At 48.6% G+C, this 21,598-nt stretch carries 24 protein-coding genes; 11 read left to right on the top strand and 13 right to left on the bottom strand.

Annotated features, from left to right (window positions below; all coding sequences use genetic code 11):
• Positions 1-76: 76 nt before the first annotated feature.
• The 11 genes from K4H25_RS14935 to flhB form a co-directional block, all read right to left on the bottom strand.
• A complete protein-coding gene (locus K4H25_RS14935) occupies positions 77-817 on the bottom strand; it encodes a lysophospholipid acyltransferase family protein (RefSeq protein ID WP_221021201.1) in 741 nt (246 codons plus the stop codon).
• A gap of 162 nt (positions 818-979) precedes the next feature.
• Positions 980-1,723, bottom strand: coding sequence for a flagellar motor protein (locus K4H25_RS14930; protein ID WP_221021200.1), 744 nt, complete (start codon positions 1,721-1,723; stop codon positions 980-982).
• Positions 1,723-2,463: an RNA polymerase sigma factor FliA gene (locus tag K4H25_RS14925; protein ID WP_221021199.1), complete on the bottom strand. Its 741-nt coding sequence runs from the start codon at positions 2,461-2,463 to the stop codon at positions 1,723-1,725. The genes K4H25_RS14930 and K4H25_RS14925 overlap by 1 nt, the downstream gene beginning before the upstream one ends.
• 38 nt (positions 2,464-2,501) lie before the next feature.
• Positions 2,502-3,104, bottom strand: a complete 603-nt coding sequence (locus K4H25_RS14920; protein WP_221021198.1) for an ABC-type transport auxiliary lipoprotein family protein — start codon at positions 3,102-3,104, stop codon at positions 2,502-2,504.
• Entirely contained in the window at positions 3,101-4,147 is a 1,047-nt protein-coding gene (locus K4H25_RS14915) for an MlaD family protein (RefSeq protein WP_221021197.1), read from the bottom strand. Before K4H25_RS14915 ends, K4H25_RS14920 begins: the two co-directional genes overlap by 4 nt.
• Before the next feature lie 3 nt (positions 4,148-4,150).
• Positions 4,151-4,939, bottom strand: coding sequence for an ABC transporter ATP-binding protein (locus tag K4H25_RS14910; protein WP_221021196.1), 789 nt, complete (start codon positions 4,937-4,939; stop codon positions 4,151-4,153).
• 2 nt (positions 4,940-4,941) lie between these two features.
• Entirely contained in the window at positions 4,942-6,030 is a 1,089-nt protein-coding gene (locus K4H25_RS14905) for an ABC transporter permease (RefSeq protein WP_221021195.1), read from the bottom strand.
• Positions 6,017-6,916 (bottom strand): MinD/ParA family ATP-binding protein, encoded by a 900-nt coding sequence (locus K4H25_RS14900; protein ID WP_221021194.1) that lies wholly within the window; start codon positions 6,914-6,916, stop codon positions 6,017-6,019. The genes K4H25_RS14905 and K4H25_RS14900 overlap by 14 nt, the downstream gene beginning before the upstream one ends.
• A gap of 36 nt (positions 6,917-6,952) precedes the next feature.
• Positions 6,953-8,539, bottom strand: a complete 1,587-nt coding sequence (gene flhF / locus K4H25_RS14895; RefSeq protein WP_221021193.1) for a flagellar biosynthesis GTPase FlhF — start codon at positions 8,537-8,539, stop codon at positions 6,953-6,955.
• 225 nt (positions 8,540-8,764) lie between these two features.
• Positions 8,765-10,834 carry a flagellar biosynthesis protein FlhA gene (gene flhA / locus K4H25_RS14890; RefSeq protein WP_221021192.1) on the bottom strand — a complete coding sequence of 690 codons (2,070 nt, stop codon included), beginning with the start codon at positions 10,832-10,834 and terminating at the stop codon, positions 8,765-8,767.
• A gap of 70 nt (positions 10,835-10,904) precedes the next feature.
• Positions 10,905-12,035, bottom strand: coding sequence for a flagellar biosynthesis protein FlhB (flhB, locus tag K4H25_RS14885; RefSeq protein WP_221021191.1), 1,131 nt, complete (start codon positions 12,033-12,035; stop codon positions 10,905-10,907).
• An 81-nt stretch (positions 12,036-12,116) separates the two neighbouring features.
• On the opposite strand from flhB, the gene K4H25_RS14880 reads away from it, so the two are divergent.
• From K4H25_RS14880 to K4H25_RS14835, 10 genes are all read left to right on the top strand, one after another.
• Positions 12,117-13,301 (top strand): flagellar hook-length control protein FliK, encoded by a 1,185-nt coding sequence (locus K4H25_RS14880; RefSeq protein ID WP_221021190.1) that lies wholly within the window; start codon positions 12,117-12,119, stop codon positions 13,299-13,301.
• A gap of 161 nt (positions 13,302-13,462) precedes the next feature.
• Entirely contained in the window at positions 13,463-14,008 is a 546-nt protein-coding gene (locus tag K4H25_RS14875) for a flagellar basal body-associated FliL family protein (protein WP_221021189.1), read from the top strand.
• Positions 14,009-14,045: 37 nt separating this feature from the next.
• On the top strand, positions 14,046-15,065 hold the full coding sequence (gene fliM / locus K4H25_RS14870) for a flagellar motor switch protein FliM (RefSeq protein WP_221021188.1): 1,020 nt from the start codon (positions 14,046-14,048) through the stop codon (positions 15,063-15,065).
• Positions 15,058-15,492 (top strand): flagellar motor switch protein FliN, encoded by a 435-nt coding sequence (fliN, locus tag K4H25_RS14865; protein ID WP_221021187.1) that lies wholly within the window; start codon positions 15,058-15,060, stop codon positions 15,490-15,492. The genes fliM and fliN overlap by 8 nt, the downstream gene beginning before the upstream one ends.
• A 63-nt stretch (positions 15,493-15,555) precedes the next feature.
• Positions 15,556-15,921: a flagellar biosynthetic protein FliO gene (gene fliO / locus K4H25_RS14860; protein WP_221021186.1), complete on the top strand. Its 366-nt coding sequence runs from the start codon at positions 15,556-15,558 to the stop codon at positions 15,919-15,921.
• Positions 15,918-16,661: a flagellar type III secretion system pore protein FliP gene (gene fliP, locus K4H25_RS14855; protein ID WP_221021185.1), complete on the top strand. Its 744-nt coding sequence runs from the start codon at positions 15,918-15,920 to the stop codon at positions 16,659-16,661. The genes fliO and fliP overlap by 4 nt, the downstream gene beginning before the upstream one ends.
• Before the next feature lie 2 nt (positions 16,662-16,663).
• A complete protein-coding gene (gene fliQ / locus K4H25_RS14850; RefSeq protein ID WP_182075536.1) occupies positions 16,664-16,933 on the top strand; it encodes a flagellar biosynthesis protein FliQ in 270 nt (89 codons plus the stop codon).
• Positions 16,930-17,718 (top strand): flagellar biosynthetic protein FliR, encoded by a 789-nt coding sequence (fliR, locus tag K4H25_RS14845; protein ID WP_221021184.1) that lies wholly within the window; start codon positions 16,930-16,932, stop codon positions 17,716-17,718. Before fliQ ends, fliR begins: the two co-directional genes overlap by 4 nt.
• Positions 17,719-17,818: 100 nt before the next feature.
• A complete protein-coding gene (folE2, locus tag K4H25_RS14840; protein WP_221021183.1) occupies positions 17,819-18,607 on the top strand; it encodes a GTP cyclohydrolase FolE2 in 789 nt (262 codons plus the stop codon).
• Between the two features lie 58 nt (positions 18,608-18,665).
• Positions 18,666-18,866, top strand: a complete 201-nt coding sequence (locus K4H25_RS14835; protein ID WP_221021182.1) for a hypothetical protein — start codon at positions 18,666-18,668, stop codon at positions 18,864-18,866.
• 158 nt (positions 18,867-19,024) lie between these two features.
• On the opposite strand, the gene pgeF is transcribed toward K4H25_RS14835, so the two are convergent.
• A complete protein-coding gene (gene pgeF, locus K4H25_RS14830; protein ID WP_255587733.1) occupies positions 19,025-19,768 on the bottom strand; it encodes a peptidoglycan editing factor PgeF in 744 nt (247 codons plus the stop codon).
• The gene (gene rluD / locus K4H25_RS14825; protein ID WP_374706350.1) at positions 19,737-20,792 is read right to left on the bottom strand and encodes a 23S rRNA pseudouridine(1911/1915/1917) synthase RluD; all 1,056 of its coding nucleotides are present in this window, start codon (positions 20,790-20,792) and stop codon (positions 19,737-19,739) included. The genes pgeF and rluD overlap by 32 nt, the downstream gene beginning before the upstream one ends.
• Between rluD and K4H25_RS14820 the strand changes: the two genes are divergently transcribed.
• Entirely contained in the window at positions 20,791-21,594 is an 804-nt protein-coding gene (locus K4H25_RS14820; RefSeq protein ID WP_221021181.1) for an outer membrane protein assembly factor BamD, read from the top strand. The genes rluD and K4H25_RS14820 overlap by 2 nt on opposite strands.
• Positions 21,595-21,598: the final 4 nt, after the last annotated feature.

The following is a 21,598-nucleotide window of genomic DNA, read 5'->3' as shown; positions in this document are numbered from 1 at the left end:
GATTATAAGGGCAAGCTTGCGCTTTGAGTGCTGTAAATGAATCGCATTGTGTTGGCAATCATCACAATTGAAACATTTAAATTAAATAACGTTTCTGCCAAGCTAGGTAATGTTGATAGCATGTTTCACAAAAGATTTCTTTATTCTCAAAGTCAGCAGGATAAAGCGCCGGAAAAACATGGTAGTGAACGACTGGATTGGGGCTAGTAAAAATGGCGAATATTTTTTGCAGCAAGCTTTCATTGGCACGCCATTCAAAACTGATTTGCGCTTCATGATGTAAAAACACCGGAACAATTGGCGTATTGGTGGCAAAAGCGACTGAAAAAGCACCAAACTGAAAGCGCTCGGCCAATAGCCTGCCGTGACAACCGCCTTCGGGAAATATCGCGATATTGTCACCAGCGTTGACGGCGGCAATCAGCTCAGCCAAAGCCGCTTGCCGTGAGGCTTTGTCTTCTCGGCGTACAAATAAAGTGCCTGCCGCTATGGCAATTTTGCCAACGAAAAACCAATCGCGAACTTCAATTTTGGCTAAGCTGCGCACCTTAAATAATGCAGGAATGCCAACGTCTTCGAGTGCCGAAGGGTGATTGGCAATCAAAATATACTGCTCGGGTAATGGTGCGTGCTGGTGTAGGCGCAATTGCACGCCTAAGGCGCGAACAAAGCAGCGACACCATGATTGAAATAAGCGCGGATAAATGGTGTGAATCAGTGCGTGGGGTAATGCCGCAAGCAACAGCATCAGTAATGTAAATAGCAGCAAATCCAACAGGGCAATGCTGCGTATTAGGACGCGAATCAGCCAAAGCATGGCATACCTTAAATCAATAGTTGGGTTTAACTATAGGTGATAGTAAGGTATGGATTAAAGGCGTGTTTTGAGTGGCAGGATTTAGTTTAGCTGTGTAGTGGGTATATCTTGCTAGGTATTTTCTATAAATGGTTAGCGATATATACCTACTAGCAGTATCAATCAATGATGCAAGAAACCAGAGAGTTTATTCTCAAGTAATCGCGGATTTTCGCCATTGGCGATGGTGACCAGCCCTTCGGTGAGCATTTCGCGGCGCCGCACTTCGAGCAAAATATAATGCTTTAATTTATTGGCCACGGGTAAGAAAAACATATTGGCTGCGCCAACGCCATAAATCGTTGCGACAAAGGCCACGGCAATACCTGCGCCTAATTTGGACGGATCAGATAGATTTTCCATTACATGAATCAGACCTAAAACGGCGCCTAAAATACCAAATGTTGGAGAATAACCGCCTGCGGCTTCCCAAATTTTAGCTGCTGCGCGAGCTTGATCTTCGTAAGCATCAATGTCGAGCTCCATCGCACGGCGTATGGTTTCGGGTTCAGCGCCATCGACGACCATTTGTAAGCCACGGCGTACAAAGGGGTCTTTTTCGCTATTAAAAAAAGCTTCTAATGCCAGCAATCCGCCGCGACGAGCTTGTGTCGCCCAATTGACTAAGGTCGCCAATAGTTTTTTGAAATCCATCGTCGGCGGGAAGAAAATCCAGCGCAGCATTTTGATACCAGCAATAAAGTGGCGCATTTGCGTTTGTAGCATGACCGCACCAATGGTGCCGCCCATCACAATCAAAAAGGCAGTAAATTGCAGTAAGGAACTGATATGGCCGCCTTCTAGCCATTGACCAAGAATGATCGCAACCAGGCCTAAAATAACCCCAAATACGCTGATTTTATCCATTAGACCAGCCAATCCTTTAGTTTGCCGCGCAGGCGGGCAATTGCCTGGCTATGCAGCTGGCAAACGCGTGATTCTGAAACGCCGAGTACCGCGCCGATTTCTTTTAAATTGAGTTCTTCATCGTAATACAGCGCCATCAACAGCTTTTCTCGCTCGGGTAGCAAGCCAATGCCGGCAATGAGTTGATCGCGAAAATGCGCATCGGTGAGCACTTGCGCCGGATTGTTGTGCGTATCTGCCGCATATTGATCGAGTTGATCATTATCGCCATCTTGTTCGAAATCTTCATAATGCAATAACTGATGGCCGCGCGCATCGCCAAGCATTTCTTGGTATTCAGTGAGGGGCAGGTTCATTTTTTGCGCAATTTCTGACTCTAGTGCAGCGCGGCCAAGGGTTTGTTCTAGCTGCACTGTGGCGCGTTCAATTTCACGCATATTGCGCCGCGCTTGGCGTGGTAACCAATCGGCGTTGCGCAATTCATCGAGCATGGCGCCGCGAATGCGTTGACTGGCAAAGGTTTCAAATTGCACACCCGCATCGGGGTCAAAATTGCGCGCAGCTTCCATTAAACCAATTAAACCGACTTGAATTAAATCATCGACATCCACACTGGCCGGCAGCCGACTCATCATGTGATAGGCGATTTTACGCACCAAAGGCGCGTGCTTTTCTACACGAAGATCTTCGCTGCTATTTTGGGTGCGACGATAAAGAGAGAGGGCACGATGGGCGGACATGGCATTGAATTAAGTGGCGTCTTGCTCAGTGTAGCTCACTACGGTGTGTTTACGGTAAGCAGAGACGATTCTAGTTGCAATAAAATAGTGTTTAAAGCGCGATTAAAGCCAATTACAGCTTGCTCGGGGCTGGCATCGACAATGGCTTCGGTTTGCGTGAACTCAAAAATAAGCGGTGTATTGTGCTCTACTTGGCTTAAAGCATAACGAATGCTCAGGGTGACTCGGGGCTGCGCAGGGATAGTTACATCGACATACAGTTGTTGTAATTCACCTTCTAAGCGCCAACTTGGCATTAGGCTCGAGCCTAGCGGTAAGATGACGGTAAACAATCCGCTGGCTGCCAAGGCTTCTCGCGTCAAGCTGCTAATTTGCTGGGCTGGCGGCGCGAGAAAGCCATTGTAGGGATCAAGTACAAAGCGCTGCGCGCTTTCGCGATAAATTAACGATGTGCTGCGGTAGGGCGAGAGTGCATGTAAATCTTGAACTTGCAAACTGCCTTTAAAGTGCGGCGTCGCTAAACGTGCGTGGTGCTGGCTGACTGGTACATTTGAGAGTAAAAAATCCTTACGTGGCGGCGTTGTGCTGCTACAGCCGAATAATAAGGCACTGATACAGCAAAGAGTCAGGATAGTTTTCATGGTTTTGGCGGCGTATACACTGGCGGCGGGTTAGAGAATAACAACTGGCTGGGTTGTTGCTCGGCTTTGTTGAGTAATTGCTTCATGCTCAAACTAGCGCTGCTCAGTTGTTCAATCAAGGCGTCGAGATCAGCTTCGCGATGGCTACTGAGGCGATCGAGTCGTTGGCTAACCCGGTCAATCCGCTGTAGGGTGCTGGCGATTTGCGGGTCGGTGGCGATTTTTTTGGCACTTTCGGCGGCAATGGCTAAATCGGCAGGTGCGCTACGCCAACCGGGTTGCATTAGAATTTCTTGTAAAGCTTGATTGCTTTGTCGTGCTTCAACCAGTAAGGCTTGGGTTTCTTTGGCCATGCTGGCCATTGGCAATTGGGCGACATGATCTAAAACGGTATTCATTTTTTCGCTCATGCTCAATAGAGGCAGTGGCGCGAGTTTTTGCTCTGCTGTGAGCAGTAATTGATCGAGTCTGGCCATGGTTTGTTCAATATCGACGTGCTGCATTTTGGCGATTAAATTTTGCGTGGCAGTGACAATTTGATTCACGGTGCTGGGGCTGGACGGGATATACAGCTGTTCGGGCGTCCAAGCAATCGGCAAGGGGCGGCCGGCGTTGGCACCCATATAGTCAATTTCTAAATAACTGGTGCCAGTGACGCCTTGTGGCGCGATTTTAACGCGTAAGCCCTTGGCAATTTCAGCGTTGAGTGCTGCTTGTGTTGGTGCCGGCAAACCTTTGCCGCTCATCATTTCGGTATTTAAACGCGACTCGATTAAGACGTATTGATAACGCTGTGCGCTCGGTAGTGCTTGTTGGTAACGGGTATAAGTAAAGGTAATCGCGCTGACTTCACCCACCACTACGCCGCGATAGCGCACTTTAGAGCCAATATCTAAGCCTTGTACCGACTCATTAAAGTAGGTCTCGAGCATGAATTGCTGGCGAAACCATTTACCACTGCCCAGAGCAATCATTAGTCCGGCGGCGAGGGTAATGGCGACGAGAATAAATAGGCCTAAGCGAAAATTGGATCGTTGTTCCATGGTTTAGCCTTGCAGGGGGGACTCGCTCGCGGCGCAGTCGTATGGCACGATCACTTGGCCACGATTAAAAAAGCGATTGACTCGTTCATCGCTCGATTGGGCCAGCGCCTCTGGGGTATCAATGGCGATAATGCCTTGTGTAGATTGATCTAACATAATGGCGCGATCGGCGATGGCATGAATGCTGGCCAATTCATGACTCACTAAGACACAGGTAACGTGCTGGGTTTCGGCGATGCGGCGAATGAGCGCATCGAGTTCGGCCGAGGTGAGTGGATCTAAACCGGCAGAGGGCTCGTCTAAAAATAATATTTCCGGATCCAGTGCCATGGCCCGCGCAATTGCTGCGCGTTTTTGCATTCCGCCCGATAGCGCGGCGGGGGCATAGTCAGCAAAAGACTCTAGCCCAACGAGGCGCAATTTAAGGCGAGCAATAATTTCAATCGCGTGTGCATCGAGTTGGCTAAAGCTTTGCAAAGGCAGCATTACATTGTCGAGTACGCTCATCGAGCCAAATAAAGCGCCGGCTTGAAACATTGCGCCAAAATGGCGCAGTATTGCCTCGCGATCCGCACCCGTAGTGCCGACTAGCTCATTACCTGCTATCCGTATACTGCCAGCTTGTGGCGAATACAGGCCAATCAGGTGTTTGAGCAAGGTCGATTTACCACAACCTGAGCCGCCTAAAATCGCCACCACTTCACCGCGTTCAATACTGAAAGAGACGTCTTTTAAAATGGTTTTGTTACCATAGCCGCAGCTTAAGCCTTGCACTTCAATTAAGGCGCTCATGTTTACCAGCCCATATGGTAAGCCACCACGGCAAATAAACCATCGGCGACCACCAATAGCACCAAAATTTGCACCACCGCTTGGGTGGTTGCTGCGCCGACGGCACTCGCGCCATTCCCTGTCGAAAGGCCTCGAAAACAACCGACAGCGGCGACAATAAAGCCAAAAATAGCCGCTTTACTCAGGCCCGATAGCAAATCGACTAAGTCAACTTGCCCAGCGATTTGCGAATAATACGTGGCAAACGGTATGCCAAAGCCTTTCATGACTAATGCACCGCCAAATAGACCGATGACTTCAGCAAATAAGGTCAGCAATGGCGCCATCAACACGCCGGCCAATAAACGCGGCAAGACTAAAAATCGAATGGGATCAAAACCAAAAGTAACCAGCGCATTGATTTCTTCGTTCACCTTCATCGTGCCTAGCTCAGCGGCAAAGGCAGCACCGGTGCGGCCAGCCAGTAAAATGGCGGTAATTAACGGTCCGAGCTCACGAACTAATGACAGCCCGAGCAAATTGGCGACATACAGCTCAGCGCCAAATTGCCGCATCGGAATCGCCGATTGAAATGCGAGAATGACGCCAAATAAGACGGAGATTAAGGCAATAATCGGCACTGCATTGGCGCCAACAAGTTCGCATTGCACACAAAATTCGCGCCAACGAAAACGTTTCAGCGAGTGCAAGCTATGCCATAGCGCAGCGCATATACCACCTAAAAAGCTGATCTGCTGATAAAAGTCGGCGCTGCTGCGCCGAACTTGTGATCCCAACTGGGCGATTGGCGTAATTGATGGTTTGGGAGCAGGTTTTAAGAGCGGCAACTCTGGAGATAGGGCATTGAGTAAACGTTGCCCTTGCTCGGGTAGCGCTAAAATATGCGCGCCGCGCTGCTGTAATTCAAATAATAGCGCCGCCCCCGCGCCATCAATGGTTTGCACTGCACTGGCATCAATCTCAATCTCTGCCCATTGTTGCTGCTGAATGCGCTGCCACAGTGGGGCGCTGGTCGCTAAGGTTAAATCACCACTTAGTTCAAACTGAGTGGCTGTTGTGCTAGGGCGTAATTGAGCTTCAGTAGGGCGCATGATCGATTCGATTGGCCAGTAAACGTGATGATTCGATTAAGCGATAAATAAAGCTCGCCATATTGCCTTGTGCTTGGCGTGGTGGCGCCCAGCGTAATAAGGCGTCAGCCAGCTGGCGAATCGCCGCGCTGGCCTCGGCATCAGGAAAGGCTTCCAGCACCGGACGGCCAAGGCGTGTGGCGCGGTTAAGCCATTCATCTTCTGGCACATAACCAATCAATTTGAGTTGAATTTCTTCCCCCAAATATTGCTGGGCCACTGCGCGAACGCGATCAAACAAAGTCATGGCTTCGCCTAAGCTGGCAACGCGATTGACCAACACGCGAAAATCACGCCGCGCATATTCGGTCGCCAATTGCTTAATGGTGGCATATGCATCGGTGAGGGATTCGGCTCGATTGGAGAGCACAATGACCACATCGTCAGCGGCAAGCGATAAGCTAGGTACACCTTGCGCCACAGCAGGGCGGGTGTCGAGTAAGAGGTAATCTAGCGATTCGGTCAGTTGCGCAAATTCACTCGCCAAGCCGCGTTGTTCGTTGTCGTTGAGCTGAGCGAGTAAATGCGGCGGGGCGGCAATCGGTAAAATGCCAAAACCGTATTGGCTCTCAATCAAGGTATCGAGTAGCCGTGCTTCACGTCGTATCACCTGCTCCAGCGCAAAGCGCGGGGTTAAATGCAAGCGATGGGCAATATTGTGTAAACCGGTAAATTCATCCAACACTACGACCTGTCTTTGTCGATCAGCCAAGGCGGCGGCTAAATTAATCACCAAGCTAGTGGTGCCCGCATCGCCACGGCCACCCGATAAACTAATGGTGCGGCAGCTGGGCGTGGCAACAAGTTGCCGTAAACCTGCGGCTTGGTCTGGCCAGCGTTTAGGCACGATGTGGTCCTACTGGGGAATGACTAAAAAGCAGATTCATCGTGGCGAAGTGGCAAGGCTAAAATCAGTCGGAATATCTTGGGTACTCATAAAGAGTGGATATTCGTCTTTATGCAATTGAAACACGCTATTTTCTTGTGGATTGCGAAAGGCACGATCCACCAGATAGGCCAAATTCGCCCGATGCAGATCTTCCGGCACGCGCTGACCATTGGTCACAAAGTGCAGCGGCAATTTATGCCGAATCGCTACATCAAGGCAGCCACCCAGCGCCATGGTTTCATCGAGCTTGGTTAAAATGCAGCCGACTAAATGGCTGTTTTTATAGCGCCGAGCCACATCATCGAGCGTGCTGGCTTGGGCATTGGCCGACAATAACAACACGGTGCCGACATTATCATGTCCAAACATCGCTAATTGTTCACCGATGCGTTGATCGCGCTGCCCCATGCCTACGGTGTCGATCAGCACTAAATGTCGATCGGTGAGCTCGCCGAGCGTGAGTTGTAAATCGGTTTCATCTTTAACTTCATGCACCGGCACACCCAAAATTCGGCCATAAATTCGCAGTTGATCGTGAGCGCCAATTCGGTAGCTATCGGTGGTGAGTAAGGCGACCGATTGTGGGCCGTAGGTGAGCGCACAACGCGCGGCCAGCTTGGCAACCGTCGTCGTTTTGCCAACGCCTGTTGGGCCAATTAAGGCATACACGCCGCCACGTTCAACGATATCGTCTTTGGCGCTAACGCTGGGTAAATTATGGGTGAGCGCAGCTTTGACCCATTTCATACCGGTATCTAAGCTCATCGCTGCTGGCATTTTATCTATGAGCTGACGCGACAGTGCAGCGCAAAATCCAGCACCGAGTAATTGGCGTAAAATTTCTAATTTTTCAGGGGCGTGTTTGGATAATTCGCCCCACGCCATGCCTGCCATTTGGCTCTCTAATAAGCCGCGAAGCATGCGAATTTCACGCGCAATATCTTGCATTGCAGCTTGATCGGCAACAGGAGCGGCGTTTTTAGCCGACGCATCCTCAAAACTAAACGTCGGCAACGGTTTTTCAGCCACTACAGGACGGCGTGGTGGGACCGGGCGGCGTTCTGCTTCTTGGCTTAATTGTGGTTCGCGTGGCGCAGACGGCGCTGGCTTGTCTTGGGCTCGCGGCGGTTGAGCGACTACTTCGGGCCGATTGATGTAATCGGTAAATGGCACTTCATTGGGCGTTTCATTGCGAGTGGTGCTGGTTTTGGGCGCACGATTACTACGCAACACTGACGGTATTTCATAAGGTACATCGTCGAGCGTTGGCTCTTGTTCATCGTCTGGAATGGCGTATGAGCGCGCCAAGGCTTTGGAAATATGCGGTGTGACCGGGGTTTGTTGCGCTGAGCTCATTAAGCGCGCGCCATTTTGCGCCGCGCGCGTTGCCGGTTTGGGCGCAGCTGCGACGGTTTGAATGCTTGTAAGTGCGGCGACATCCGCATCGGCCACCGCCATGATTTCGATCCCGCCACCCGCCACTTGCCGGTTGGACAGAATCAACGCATCTGGGCCGAGTTCATCTCGAACTTGGCGCAGCGCGTCACGAGTGGTAGCACCAAAGAATTTTTTAACCAGCATAAGAAACGATGATCACCGCGTTTGCGCTTTCAATTGCATCAACAAAGTCAGCCTCAAAAAATTAAGCTCGCAGCTAGAGACAATAAGCAGTTTATTTTTGTCTCTGGTGCGCGCCAGAAAAGGGGTCGAACAATGATTATCACTGTTCCTGTGCTTCTGCACAATTGAATAGCGTACTGACGACAAGGGTTTGTTGGCGTTTTGCTGCTGCAATACGCTGCAGTTTTAAGCACCTAAGACATTAATAATGCGTAAAGTTTTACTGTCTGGAATCTCGGTATGCGCAATGACGCGTAATCCGGGAATTGAACGGCGTAAAAAGCGCGATAACATCGGTCTTAATTGCGCTGGGGTAATTAAAATGGGATTAATGCCTTGCATTTCCAGTTGCTCGGTCATCGCGGCGGCTTGTTGGAGCAAGCGCTCGGCAAGGCCGGGTTCTAAGCCGCCTTGCGATTTGCCACTGGCGGCCGAGAGTAAAATGCTTTCTAGTTGTGGTTCTAATGCGACAACTTGGAGCTCTTGTTCCCCTGCAAATAATTGATGAACAATCGATCGCCCTAATGCAACCCGCACTGCCGAGGTTAATTCGTCGATATCGGCGGTGCGTAAAATCTGTTCGCTCAGCGTTTCGATAATGGTGCGTAAATCACGAATATGCAGACCATCTTCGAGTAGCGCTTGCAATATTTTTTGCAGCGTACCAATCGGCACCACCTTGGGTACCAGCTCTTCAATCAATTTGGGCGATTCTTTGGCAAAGTGATCCACCAGTGCTTGGGTTTCTTCACGGCCGAGTAATTCAGCGGCATTCGATTGCAAGATATTCGAGATATGTGTACCGATAACGGTTGACGCATCGACCACGGTGTAACCCATCGCTTGCGCTTGATCGCGTAAGCTGGCGTCAACCCAAGTCGCAGGCAGACCAAAAGTCGGGTCGGTGGTGGCTGGGCCCGGTAAAGTGCCGGCGGCATTGCCTGGATTAATCGCCAGCCATTGCCCGACAAAGGCTTCGCCAGCGCCAACGTCAACGCCTTTTAGTTGAATCCGGTATTGATTGGGGCGCAGTTCGAGATTGTCGCGAATATGTACTGCCGGTACTAGAAAGCCCAACTCTTGGGCTATTTTTTTTCTAATCCCGCGTATGCGGCGCAATAGTTCACCATCTTGATTGCGATCTACTAAGGGAATCAGTCGATAACCAACTTCTAACCCAACCGGATCGACCGTTTGCACATCATTCCAGCTGACTTCTTGTAATGGCGCATCCACCGGTGGCGGCGGAGCTGCGCCCGCTGGCAGTGCGCCACCTGTGGCGGTGGCCGTTGCCGCTTTGAGGATATTTTGTTCGGCAAACCAAGCTAAACCGCCGGCGAGTGCTGCCATCATTAAGAACGCAATGTGCGGCATCCCCGGAATAATACCGAGTAGGCCCAAAACGCCAGCGGTGACGTAGAGCACCTGTGGGCGAGCAAACAATTGACCCAAAATTTGATCGGATAAATCTTGATCGGTACCGACGCGTGAGACGACGATACCGGCGGCCACTGAAATAATCAGCGCAGGAACTTGCGCCACCAAACCGTCACCGATGGTGAGCAAGGTGTAGGTTTTGGCCGCATCGGCAAACAACATATCATGCTGCAACATGCCGACTAGCAAGCCACCAACGAGGTTAATCACCATCACTAAAATACCGGCGACGGCGTCACCACGGACGAACTTACTGGCACCATCCATCGAACCGAAGAAATTGGCTTCGTCAGAAATTTGCGCGCGTCGAGTTCGCGCTTCTTCTTCGCCAATCAAGCCGGCATTCAAATCGGCATCAATCGCCATTTGTTTACCGGGCATGGCGTCTAAGGTAAAGCGGGCCGATACCTCGGCAATACGCCCAGCACCTTTGGTGATCACGACAAAGTTAATAATGGTCAGAATAATAAAAGCGACAATCCCGACGGCAATATTGTCGCCAATCAGCACGTGGCCAAAAGACTCAATGACTTTACCAGCAGCATCACCGCCAGCATGACCTTCGGTGAGCACCAGCTTGGTCGACGCGACATTGAGCGACAAACGCAGTAGCGTTGTCATCAACAATACTGTCGGAAAGCTAGAGAATTCGAGTGGTTTATGGGTATATAAGCTGACCATCAACACAATGATCGAGAGTGCAATATTGAAAGTAAAAAAGAAGTCGAGCACAGCCGGTGGTAAGGGGAGGATCATCATCCCCAAAACCATTAAGACCAGCGCAGGCATGGCCAGTGCGGTGAGTTTGCTACGCCACATCTAAGATACCTAGTGTATGTATTTTAATAAGCATTATGTTATCTATTGCTTGCAGTTATATACCCTGTTTTTATGACTCAGGGTCGAGTTCGGCAGGAACGGGTAAATCGGTATTGAGTGTTGGCGCTAAGCCGCCTTCTTTTTGATATTGATTAAGCTGGTAGATGTAGGCTAAAACCTCAGCAGCGGCAGTATACAACGCAGCAGGAATTTCTTCGCCCAATTGGGCATGGTGATACAGCGCTCGGGCAAAAGGTGGCGTGCGTACAACGGTGACTTTGTGTTCTTTGGCCAATTCAATAATGCGCTCAGCCAATAAAAAAGACCCTTTGGCCACCACTTTGGGCGCGCGCATCGCTTCATCGTATTGAATCGCAACCGCATAATGCGTTGGGTTGGTGACCACCACATTGGCTTTGGGGATTTCCGCCATCATGCGCTTACGAGCAGCTTCTCTTTGTAATTGGCGAATCCGCCCTTTGACATGCGGATCACCTTCAGACTCTTTGTTTTCTTGGCGAACGTCCTCTTTGGTCATTCTGAGGCCTTTGTAATAATCCCAAAGTTGATATGGCACATCGATTAAGACAATGATCGCCATTCCGCTAACTGTCATCAAGAGGGTGTATTTGAGCATTTGCCACAACATATAAAAGCCAACATCGGGCGGCATGGCAATCAGACTAATAAATTGTTCTTTCTCATCCCATAAAATCCAGCCGGCAATGCCACCGATTAATCCCGATTTTAAAATCGTTTTCAGCGTTTCAATAATGGTACGTACCGAGAAGATCCGGCCAATACCAGCGATTGGACTGAGTTTTTCAAAGTTGGGCCCCAGCGCTTCGGTACTAAAAATCCAGCCACCAATGGCGATAGGGATCATGATGGCCACTAAGGCGCAGGCGGCAAAAATAGGCAATAAGGCAATCAGTGCAATGCGCATTGCCGCCATTAAGGCTTCGGGCATTTGTTTGGCGCTGATTAAATCTGTGCGATCAAAGCTGAGGTTGTCGATCATGATTTCGCGGATTGAGTGAAATATATCCGGCGCGAGTACAAACACCGCCACCAGCCCTGCCATCAGGGTGGCAAAGGTGGTGAGCTCGTGAGAACGTGGGACCTGCCCCTTTTTGCGCGCATCTTCTATGCGCTTGGGGGAGGCCGGTTCGGTTTTTTCTAGGTCTGAATCTTCTGCCATGGCGCAAGTTTACCTGCAGTTTTCAGCGGCTGGCATTGTCTTTGCTTATTACTAGGCAAAGTCTTCTTATTAGGTGTAATTATGGCAACAACTTCAGCTGTGCCAGTGCAAGTTCAAGCTCCTGTGAGCCGTGCAGTTGAGTCGCGTACTGCGCGTGAAGCGAGTCAAAGCAGTGACTTTAAAGATGAATTTAAGCGTGAATTAGGCCGTGATCGGGCAGAAGCGCCTGCGCCGACGCCGACAGATAAAGTCGCAGCAAAATCGGACAAGAAAGAAGAAACCCCAGCAAGCGAATCGCCGCAAGCGCAAGCGGCAGTGCTTGATCCTTGGTTAGCCATGCTACAAAACACGCTGGTTGCGCCGACTAGCACCAGCGTGGCGCTGACTGAGGAAGCGGCACCACTGAGTGATCTTGCCACTGATCCTGAAGCACAAAATCCAGCAGTATTCAATCCATTGACTGCCCTGATGGTTAAAAATCCAGCAAGCACTAGCGAAAATACCGATAGCGCTAAACTGGGCACTGACAAGCAAGCCAATCAAGCCGCATCCTCAGCACTTGCCGCAATGTCACAGCCTAAAGTGGATGCAACTGAAACGGCAAACCTTGCCGTCGATACGGCAAAATTAAACGCCACTGCAGTCATCGAAACGCCATTAGAGTTAATGCCCAATACCGACTTTAAAACGCAATTGACTGCGCTGCATGAGCAGCGAAGCCTTGCTACAAACAACCCTGTAAGCAGTGCTGTACCGAATAAGGAAGTCGCTGTACCAGTGCATCACTTGGCTGAGCCGGTTGGTCAAATGCGCTGGGGTGATGCCCTGGCGCAACGTGTTGGGCTGATGCTGGGTCGGCAAGAGCAACAAATTCAAATGCAATTGAATCCAGCGCATTTAGGGCCAATGGAAGTGCAGCTGAATCTGGCGCAAGATCAAGCGAGTGTGGTGTTTAGTTCGCAAAATGCTGCGGTTCGCGATGCCCTTGCTGCAGCCATGCCGCGCTTGACCGCTTTATTGGCCGAACAAGGCTTTACTTTAAGTAATGTGCAAGTGGCTTCAGATACTTTGCAGCAGCATCAACAGCAAGCACAACAAAACCAATCGCAATGGGGAGGGATGAATCAAGGTCAGCAGCAAGCTTCTCATGGTCGAGAACTGGGATTAACTTATGGAATGGCTGCGGGTTTGCTTGATGAAAACCCTCTGGAATCATCGATGGTGCGCCAGCCAATTCAAAAAGGGGGCTTGAATTTATTTGTCTGATTTCATATGCTCTGCCGCAATAATGCTTGCTTAGCGCTTGTTTTATAGTATCTTTCGCTATATTGGCAAAGTTTTACGCCCTAGCTATGCTGGGGCATAGTTATTTCAAGTTTCTCGTGAAAGATTGTCTGTTCATGAGCTTTCATTTTTAAGGATGTAATATGTCGGAAGCAAAAGCAGAAGCCGCTCCAAAATCAAAAAAAAATATCCTGCTTATTATCGTTGCTGCTGTATTGGTGTTAATTTTAATTTTAGGTGGTGCACTGGCCTTTTTCTTATTGAAAAGCCCGGCTGAAGGTAATGCCGAAGAAGCAACTGCAGAAGCTGCGGCGCATGGGGAAGAAAAGAAAAAGGAAAAGAAAAAAGAAAAGAAAGCCGATGAGCACGCTAAACCGGTATTTGCTAAATTACAAGATCAGCCATTTACAGTTAATTTAAGCGGAGAGGCTGAGTCGGTATTGCAAGTTGAAATTATGGTTGAACTCGCTGAAGAAGCGGATAAAGAGCGAATTACCTCAGTACAGCCGAAAATATTAGATGCGGTGAATCGCCTGTTGCGAGCAAAAACTTTAGAAGAAGTCAAAACGCCGCAAGGCCAAGAAGAATTAGCGAGACAAATTAGAGAAAAAATTAATGCGATTTTAGAAGTTGAAGCAAAAGACGAAGGCGTGTTAAGCGTTAATTTTACTAAGTATTTTTATCAGTAGATTGTTAAAAATTAGAACAGAGTCATAAAAAGAGATAATGGCAGACGATATTCTTTCTCAAGAAGAGGTCGATGCGCTACTGCGCGGTGTGACTGGTGAAGAGGACGATGGTGCTGATGACGTCGATCTAACGGCTGTCCGCAATTATGATATTGGTCGACAAGAACGGATTGTGCGTGGGCGGATGCCGACGCTGGAAATTATTAATGAGCGTTTTGCGCGGAACTTACGGATAGCCTTATATAACTTTATGCGCCGCAACGCCGAAATTAGTGTCGGCCCAATTCGGGTGCAAAAATACAGTGAATTTATTCGCAATTTAGTCGTCCCAACCAATTTGAATATGATTCAAATGAAGCCATTACGCGGGACTGGCTTATTTATTTTTGATCCGAATTTTGTTTTTTTGGTAGTGGATAACTTATTTGGCTCGGATGGTCGTTACCACGTTAGGGTTGAGGGGCGAGACTTTACTCCGACTGAACAAAGAATTATTCAGCGCTTGCTCGAAGTTGTGTTTGAAGAATATCAAAAAGCGTGGAAGCCGGTTTTTGAGTGTGAATTTAGCTATATGCGCTCAGAAATGAATACGCAATTTGCCAATATTGCGACACCGACCGAAGTGGTGGTGGCGTATACCTTTAAAATTGAATTGGGTGCTGGCGGCGGTGATTTTCATATTTGCTTACCGTATTCAATGATCGAACCGATTCGAGATATGCTGTATAGCTCGATGCAAACGGATCGTATCGAATCGGATAATCGCTGGTCATCGTTGTTACGCAAACAATTACATCATGCGGATGTCAATCTGGTGGCAACCTTGGGTAACGCGAAAATTACTTTGGGCGACATTTTAAATTTAAAGACGGGCGATGTGATTTCTTTGGAAATTCCAGAAGCCATTATTGCATCAGTGGATAGCGTGCCAGTGCTTGAGTGTAAGTATGGTATTCTTAACGGTCAATATGCATTAAAAGTCGACAAAGTGCTGGGCTCGGCCGAGGCTTTGAACGGCGTGCAAGACGAAGAGAATAGCGGAGAAGGTAATGGCTGAAGAAACCACGGGCGCAGCAGAAAATCCTGATGATATTATGGATGATTGGGCGGCCGCCCTCGCCGAACAAGAAGTGACCGACGCTGCCAGCGATAGCAGCAGTACTGTACAGGCTGCAGATATCTTTCAGCGTTTTGATACTGCGGCTGCGCCCACCAATGCGCCGAATAATATTGATATGATTTTGGATATTCCGGTCAATTTGACGGTGGAGCTGGGGCGTACCAAAATTGCCATTCGTAGTTTATTACAGCTAGCACAAGGCTCAGTGGTTGAGCTCGATGGGATGGCCGGTGAGCCTATGGATGTGCTGGTGAATGGATGTTTGATTGCTCAGGGTGAGGTTGTAGTGGTGAATGATAAATTTGGTATTCGACTCACTGATATTATTACTCCTGCTGAGCGCATCCGTCGCTTGCATAAATAATCCAATCATATGAATCTAATTCGATTGCTTTGCGGCAGCCTTGTGGGGCTGCCGTTCTCCGTTATGGCTGCAACGGCAGCGCAAACTGCACCGGGACCGGGTGTTGGGCAGCTGATTCAAGTGATTTTTGCTTTGTTGCTGGTGCTCGCTTGTATTGTTGGCGGCGCTTGGCTGATGCGCCGATATGCCTTAGTGCCGGGGGCTGGTAATCCGCATTTGCGCGTTGTTTCTGGGGTGATGGTGGGCACCAAAGAACGGGTGGTGATTGTTGAGGTGGATGGGACTTGGCTGGTTGTTGGCGTCACTCATCAGCAAGTCAATTTGCTGCATACGCTGGACAAACCCGCCGATGTGGAGACCACGCCAGCAACCCCAGCTTTTGCACAATGGCTGCAAGCGGCAATGGCTAAACGGAAGACCTCATTATGAAGAGAATCGTTCTACTCGCTGGGGTATTGCTTTGCCCGGTATTGTTGGCTGCGGAGCCTGCGGGTATACCCTTTATGAGTTCGTCACAAACAGCGGCTGGAACGGCGTATTCTTTGCCGATTCAAACCTTGCTGTTTATGACTGCGCTGGGCTTTATTCCGGCGATGTTGTTGATGATGACGTCGTTTACGCGAATTATCATTGTGCTGTCTTTGTTGCGGCAAGCCTTGGGAACGATGCAAAGTCCGCCCAATCAAGTGATTGTGGGTTTGTCCTTGTTTTTGACGTTGTTTATTATGGCGCCGACTTTTGACAAAATTTACGCCACGGCTTATCAGCCTTTTTCGGAACAGAAAATCACCTTTAATCAAGCCTTAGAACAAGGCGCTGTGCCGCTGAAAGATTTTATGCTCAAGCAAACACGGCAAAAAGACTTGGCGTTTTTTATCGAGGTGTCCGGTGCCAAAGCACCGAATGGCCCAGAAGACGTGAGTTTGCGTGTGTTGGTACCGGCGTTTGTGACTAGCGAGCTCAAAACCGCTTTTCAAATTGGTTTTTTGGTCATTATTCCGTTTTTAATTATTGATTTAGTCATTGCCAGTATTTTGATGGCGATGGGGATGATGATGGTGTCTCCGGTGATTATTTCTTTGCCATTTAAAATTATGTTGTTTGTACTGGTTGATGGCTGGACGCTCTTGATGGGCTCCTTGGTGCAAAGTTTTTATATTCCGAGTTAATCATGACACCAGAAACGGTAGTGACTTTATTGCAAAGAGCGATGGAAGTAATGATTTTGCTGGGCGCGCCAGTGTTGCTCACGGCGCTTATTGCTGGTTTGATTGTGAGTATTTTTCAGGCGGCAACGCAGATTAATGAGGCCACACTGTCGTTTATCCCTAAAATCCTGGCCTGTTTTTTGGTGCTGGTGCTCGCTTTGCCATGGATGATTGAAACCATCAGTGATTACACCATCCGCCTGTATCAAAGCATTCCTCAGTTGATTGGATGATTACGGTTACTCAAGTCCAAATTGAAATTTGGCTGGCGTTATTCTGGTGGCCATTCTTACGTATTTTGGGTCTGTTGCTGGCGGATCCATTTTTTTCTAGTCGCGCGATCCCGATTAAAGTGCGTGTTGGCTTGGCATTGTTACTCACGATGCTAGTGGCGCCCTTATTGCCGACAATGCCAAGCGTTGCTGTAGTCTCTCCCGAAGGAATGTTGATTGCATTGCGTGAGCTATTGATTGGCTTATCAATGGGCTTTGTGATGCGGCTTATTTTTAGTGCGGTGGAGCTGGCAGGGCATTTGTCGGGTTTGCAAATGGGTTTAGGTTTTGCCACGTTTTATTCACCACAAAGCGCTACCAATAGCTTGGTGATTTCTCAGTTGATGAGTTTATTTATGCTGCTGGCGTTTTTGTCCATTAGCGGTCATTTAATGGTGTTGCAGGTATTAATTGACAGCATGGTGCAGCTGCCTGTGGGGGGCATATCGCTTTCAGCGGGGGGCTTTAAACAAATTGCCAATTTAGGTGCGATTGTGTTTCGCACAGCGGTGTTGCTGTCCTTGCCGGTGTTGGCGGCGTTATTGATTACCAATTTAGCGATTGGTGTAATGACGCGAGCTGCGCCGCAATTAAATGTATTTGCAGTGGGTTTTCCACTGACTTTAGCGGTAGGTTTTGCCGCGATGTATTTTTCTTTACCGATGCTGGTGCCGCATATTGATCAAGCGCTAGCGAGTTATACCCGCTATATCGGGCAAATATTGACGGCGTTTAGCCAGAAGTAATCGCAGCGATTGATAAATGCAATTCCCGACTGGTTTGCTCGGGTATTGGGCTCAGGGTATAATCAACTTATCCAATTAATTCTTTTGAAGTGAGATTCCGATGAGCGTGGTGATTGCCGACGTGCAAAACACAGTGGATACCCGCAATATTGCGATTAACAAAGTCGGTATCAAGTCGATCCGCCATCCAGTACAAGTCGCGGATCGCGCTGATGGGGTGCAACATACTGTTGCTACTTTTGATATGTATGTCTTTTTGCCACAGCACTTCAAAGGCACGCATATGTCGCGCTTTGTTGAGATTTTAAATAGTCACAACAAAGAAATTTCAGTGGAATCATTTGAAGCGATTTTGCGTCAAATGTGTGAACGTTTAGAAGCTGAAGCGGGCTATTTAGAAATGCGCTTCCCGTTTTTTATCAATAAAACGGCACCGGTTTCAGGCGTGAAAAGCTTGCTCGACTATGATGTTTCGCTGATTGGCGAGTTAAAAGACGGCGTATTTACACAAACACTCAAAGTCCTCGTGCCAGTGACGAGTCTTTGCCCTTGCTCGAAAAAAATCTCGGAATACGGTGCACATAATCAGCGTTCACACGTGACCATTAGTGCCACTTTGGGCCAGCATGTATGGATCGAAGAAATCGTTGAGATGGTAGAGAAGCAAGCGTCTTGCGAGTTGTATGGTTTATTAAAACGCCCAGATGAAAAATACGTGACTGAACGTGCGTATGATAATCCGAAGTTTGTTGAAGACATGGTGCGCGATGTGGCTGCCAGTTTGAATAATGAGCCACGGGTTGTTGCTTATGTGGTTGAATCAGAAAACTTTGAATCGATTCATAATCACTCGGCCTACGCCTTGATTGAGCACGATAAGCGCGCTTAAATTGCATGCGTTAAAATATTAAAAGAGGCGCCATAGGCGCCTTTTTTTGAGGTTGCTGATGTATATCTTATTAATTGGTTACTTGTTTGTGATTGTGATGTTTGCCGCCGTGGTGGGGGCAAGCAATTGGATACTTGGGCTGTTTTTCTTTATTACCTTGGCAGTGTTGCCAACATGGCTGATTTTTTGGCTAAAACGCAGTGTGCAAAAGAAAAAAGCCGAAACCAAATTCGAGCAGCAAAATTTAGAGCAAGAATAAGTTGTTAAATCATTGTTTGCTTGTTGTCTTAATATGGCGATACGAATAAGGGTATTTGATCGCAAGCCATTGTGAATATGATTTGCGATCAAATACCCATTATGTAGGTAGATAAAGATTTTTTACTGTGTTGTATTCATGCCCGCTATCTAGCTGAGTTATTCCAGCCAAATCAAGCTGGCCATGCGGCCTGTGATACCGTCACGGCGATAGGAAAAATAATTTTCGCTATCGGTAAAGGTACATTCGCCACCACCATAAATGGCCGTAATACCGAGTGCATTGAGCCGTTGGCGTGCCAATAAATACATATCAGCCAGCCACTTGCCGTTGCTGCTCACAGTAAATGCCGCAACTGCTGCGGCATCATGCTGCATAAATGCAGCTCTGACTTCGTCGCCCACTTCAAAAGCGTTCGGCCCAATTGCTGGGCCCAACCACGCCATTAAAGTATTGCTGGGAACCGCCATCGCTTGCACGGTATTTTCAATTACGCCATCACAAAGGCCACGCCAACCCGCGTGCGCCGCCGCAACCACAGTTCCATGCTGATCACAAAGTAAAACCGGCAAACAATCAGCAGTCATCACGACGCAGACTGCGCCTTTAGTGCGGCTAATGCTGGCATCGGCCTCGATGGGCGCATGAATTTCTGCAGCATCAACCACAATGGTATTGTGGGTTTGCTTGAGCCAAGCAGCAGGGTGGGGCAGTTGTTGCCGATTGGCAGTGACGGCCTCTATATCATCGCCAACATGGTCGCCCAGATTGAAGCTGGCATAAGGCGCCACACTGACACCGCCATGCCGCGTGGTTTGTTTGGCCTGCACATTCGCAGGAGCGGGCCAAATCGGATTTAACAAATAGGTATTATTCACGGACATAAATGAGTTCACAGTCATGATCGTCTTCGCCTTCATCATCGTCGTCGAAATCGTCTTGGCTTAATCCAACATCTGCGCGCAAGGTACCAATCAGCTGCTCCAAATCAAATGGAACTGCCGCTTTCCACGTCATGGTTTTACCACTCTCAGGATGAACTAAAGAGAGTTTTCTTGCGTGCAATGCTTGGCGATTCAGCTCGTCGAGCGCCATTCGCACTTCGTTGCTGGTATCCATTTTAGGCGCTACGCCATAAACGGGATCGGCGGCGAGTGGATGTTTAATATGTGCCATATGCACACGAATTTGATGGGTTCGACCGGTTTCTAAGCGGCATTCAATCAGGGTATAAGCGTTAAAACGCTCTAAAACATGGTAATGCGTAATCGAGGGTTTACCGCTTCGAACCACAGCCATTTTTACGCGATCTTTCGGGTGACGACCAATCGGCGCATCAACCGTGCCGTCAGCATGGATTAGACCGCTGGCAACGGCGAGATAATGGCGTTTAACGCTGCGCTCTTGTAATTGATTGACTAAGTGCACTTGGGCTTGCAGCGTGCGTGCCACAACCATTAAACCGCTGGTTTCTTTGTCAAGGCGATGAACAATGCCTGCACGTGGGATTTGGCGTAATTCAGGGTAATGAAACAGCAGGGCATTTAATAAAGTCCCCGACCAATTGCCGCTACCCGGATGAACGACTAAGCCCGCAGGTTTATTGATAATAATAATGGTGGCGTCTTCGTATAGGACATCGAGTTCGATGTCTTCGGCTTCAAATGCCACTTCGTTGGGGTCGGGCTGCACGTCGACTTTAAGCGTTTCTCCTCCCCAGAGTTTGGTTTTTGGTAGCGCAGTTGCGTCATCTACCCAAACCCGCCCGTCTTTAATCCACGTAGTCAAGCGGCTGCGGGAAAAATCAGGCAAAATCTTCGCTAAAGCAGCGTCCAAGCGTGTACCTGCCAAGTCGGCGGGCACAGACAAAACACGGATGTCTGCGAAGTCGTTATAATCGTCGAGTTCAATATCGGATTGCATCATGACTAAGATTCTACCGCGAATCCTGATTTCTGCCTTGTTAGTTAGCTTAATGGCAGGATGTTCTTCGCTTAATAATGAAAAACCAGATGAAACTCAGGGCTGGAGTGCCGAGAAATTATTCTCTGCGGCTAAATCTGAGCAAGTGAGCCGCAGCTACGAGGCGTCTAATAAACTACTGGAAAAATTAGAAGCACGTTTCCCTTACGGGCGTTATGCACAGCAAGCGCAATTGGAGATGGGCTACAACTATTACAAAGATCAAGAGCCAGCATTGGCTTTAGCTGCAATTGATCGTTTTATTAAACAAAATCCAAGTCACCCAAGCTTGGATTACGCTTTGTATCTGAAAGGACTTGTGACATTTAATGAGTCACAGGGTTTTATGTCGAATATATCGAAGCAAGATATGTCAGAGCGTGATCCAAAAGCCGCGAAAGAGTCATTCAATTCGTTTCGTGATTTAGTGCAGCGCTTTCCAGAGAGTAAATATGCGCGCGATGCTGAAATTCGGATGGGCTATTTAATTGGTGCGATGGCAAAGTATGAATTGCATGTTGGCCGTTATTACTTTCAGCGCGGGGCATATTTAGCCGCAGCCAATCGTGGCCGTGCATTGCTGGATAACTATGCCAATACCAAGCAAGTTGAAGATGCTTTAGGTTTGATGATTCAATCCTACGATAAACTGGGAATGAAGGAATTGAGCGCAGATACCCGCCGAGTTTTATTGCAAAACTATCCTAATTCGAAGGCCGCTGAGGTGAACTTTGAAACAGATCCTTATTGGTGGGCACCGATTTAAAAAT

Origin of the sequence: Deefgea piscis (assembly GCF_019665785.1) — a bacterium.
Taxonomy (GTDB): Bacteria; Pseudomonadota; Gammaproteobacteria; order Burkholderiales; family Chitinibacteraceae; genus Deefgea.
Note: the sequence above shows the minus strand (reverse complement) of the source record. Positions and strands in the feature narration are given on the sequence as shown.

What these genes read in the sequence shown, in the direction of transcription:
- K4H25_RS14935 (WP_221021201.1), bottom strand. Translation starts at nt 817, where the DNA reads ATGCTTTGGCTGATTCGCGTCCTAATACGCAGCATTGCCCTGTTGGAT.
- K4H25_RS14930 (WP_221021200.1), bottom strand. Translation starts at nt 1,723, where the DNA reads ATGGATAAAATCAGCGTATTTGGGGTTATTTTAGGCCTGGTTGCGATC.
- K4H25_RS14925 (WP_221021199.1), bottom strand. Translation starts at nt 2,463, where the DNA reads ATGTCCGCCCATCGTGCCCTCTCTCTTTATCGTCGCACCCAAAATAGC.
- K4H25_RS14920 (WP_221021198.1), bottom strand. Translation starts at nt 3,104, where the DNA reads ATGAAAACTATCCTGACTCTTTGCTGTATCAGTGCCTTATTATTCGGC.
- K4H25_RS14915 (WP_221021197.1), bottom strand. Translation starts at nt 4,147, where the DNA reads ATGGAACAACGATCCAATTTTCGCTTAGGCCTATTTATTCTCGTCGCC.
- K4H25_RS14910 (WP_221021196.1), bottom strand. Translation starts at nt 4,939, where the DNA reads ATGAGCGCCTTAATTGAAGTGCAAGGCTTAAGCTGCGGCTATGGTAAC.
- K4H25_RS14905 (WP_221021195.1), bottom strand. Translation starts at nt 6,030, where the DNA reads ATGCGCCCTACTGAAGCTCAATTACGCCCTAGCACAACAGCCACTCAG.
- flhF (WP_221021193.1), bottom strand. Translation starts at nt 8,539, where the DNA reads ATGCTGGTTAAAAAATTCTTTGGTGCTACCACTCGTGACGCGCTGCGC.
- flhA (WP_221021192.1), bottom strand. Translation starts at nt 10,834, where the DNA reads ATGTGGCGTAGCAAACTCACCGCACTGGCCATGCCTGCGCTGGTCTTA.
- flhB (WP_221021191.1), bottom strand. Translation starts at nt 12,035, where the DNA reads ATGGCAGAAGATTCAGACCTAGAAAAAACCGAACCGGCCTCCCCCAAG.
- K4H25_RS14880 (WP_221021190.1), top strand. Translation starts at nt 12,117, where the DNA reads ATGGCAACAACTTCAGCTGTGCCAGTGCAAGTTCAAGCTCCTGTGAGC.
- K4H25_RS14875 (WP_221021189.1), top strand. Translation starts at nt 13,463, where the DNA reads ATGTCGGAAGCAAAAGCAGAAGCCGCTCCAAAATCAAAAAAAAATATC.
- fliM (WP_221021188.1), top strand. Translation starts at nt 14,046, where the DNA reads ATGGCAGACGATATTCTTTCTCAAGAAGAGGTCGATGCGCTACTGCGC.
- fliN (WP_221021187.1), top strand. Translation starts at nt 15,058, where the DNA reads ATGGCTGAAGAAACCACGGGCGCAGCAGAAAATCCTGATGATATTATG.
- fliO (WP_221021186.1), top strand. Translation starts at nt 15,556, where the DNA reads ATGGCTGCAACGGCAGCGCAAACTGCACCGGGACCGGGTGTTGGGCAG.
- fliP (WP_221021185.1), top strand. Translation starts at nt 15,918, where the DNA reads ATGAAGAGAATCGTTCTACTCGCTGGGGTATTGCTTTGCCCGGTATTG.
- fliQ (WP_182075536.1), top strand. Translation starts at nt 16,664, where the DNA reads ATGACACCAGAAACGGTAGTGACTTTATTGCAAAGAGCGATGGAAGTA.
- fliR (WP_221021184.1), top strand. Translation starts at nt 16,930, where the DNA reads ATGATTACGGTTACTCAAGTCCAAATTGAAATTTGGCTGGCGTTATTC.
- folE2 (WP_221021183.1), top strand. Translation starts at nt 17,819, where the DNA reads ATGAGCGTGGTGATTGCCGACGTGCAAAACACAGTGGATACCCGCAAT.
- K4H25_RS14835 (WP_221021182.1), top strand. Translation starts at nt 18,666, where the DNA reads ATGTATATCTTATTAATTGGTTACTTGTTTGTGATTGTGATGTTTGCC.
- pgeF (WP_255587733.1), bottom strand. Translation starts at nt 19,768, where the DNA reads ATGACTGTGAACTCATTTATGTCCGTGAATAATACCTATTTGTTAAAT.
- K4H25_RS14820 (WP_221021181.1), top strand. Translation starts at nt 20,791, where the DNA reads ATGACTAAGATTCTACCGCGAATCCTGATTTCTGCCTTGTTAGTTAGC.
- rluD (WP_374706350.1), bottom strand. Translation starts at nt 20,792, where the DNA reads ATGATGCAATCCGATATTGAACTCGACGATTATAACGACTTCGCAGAC.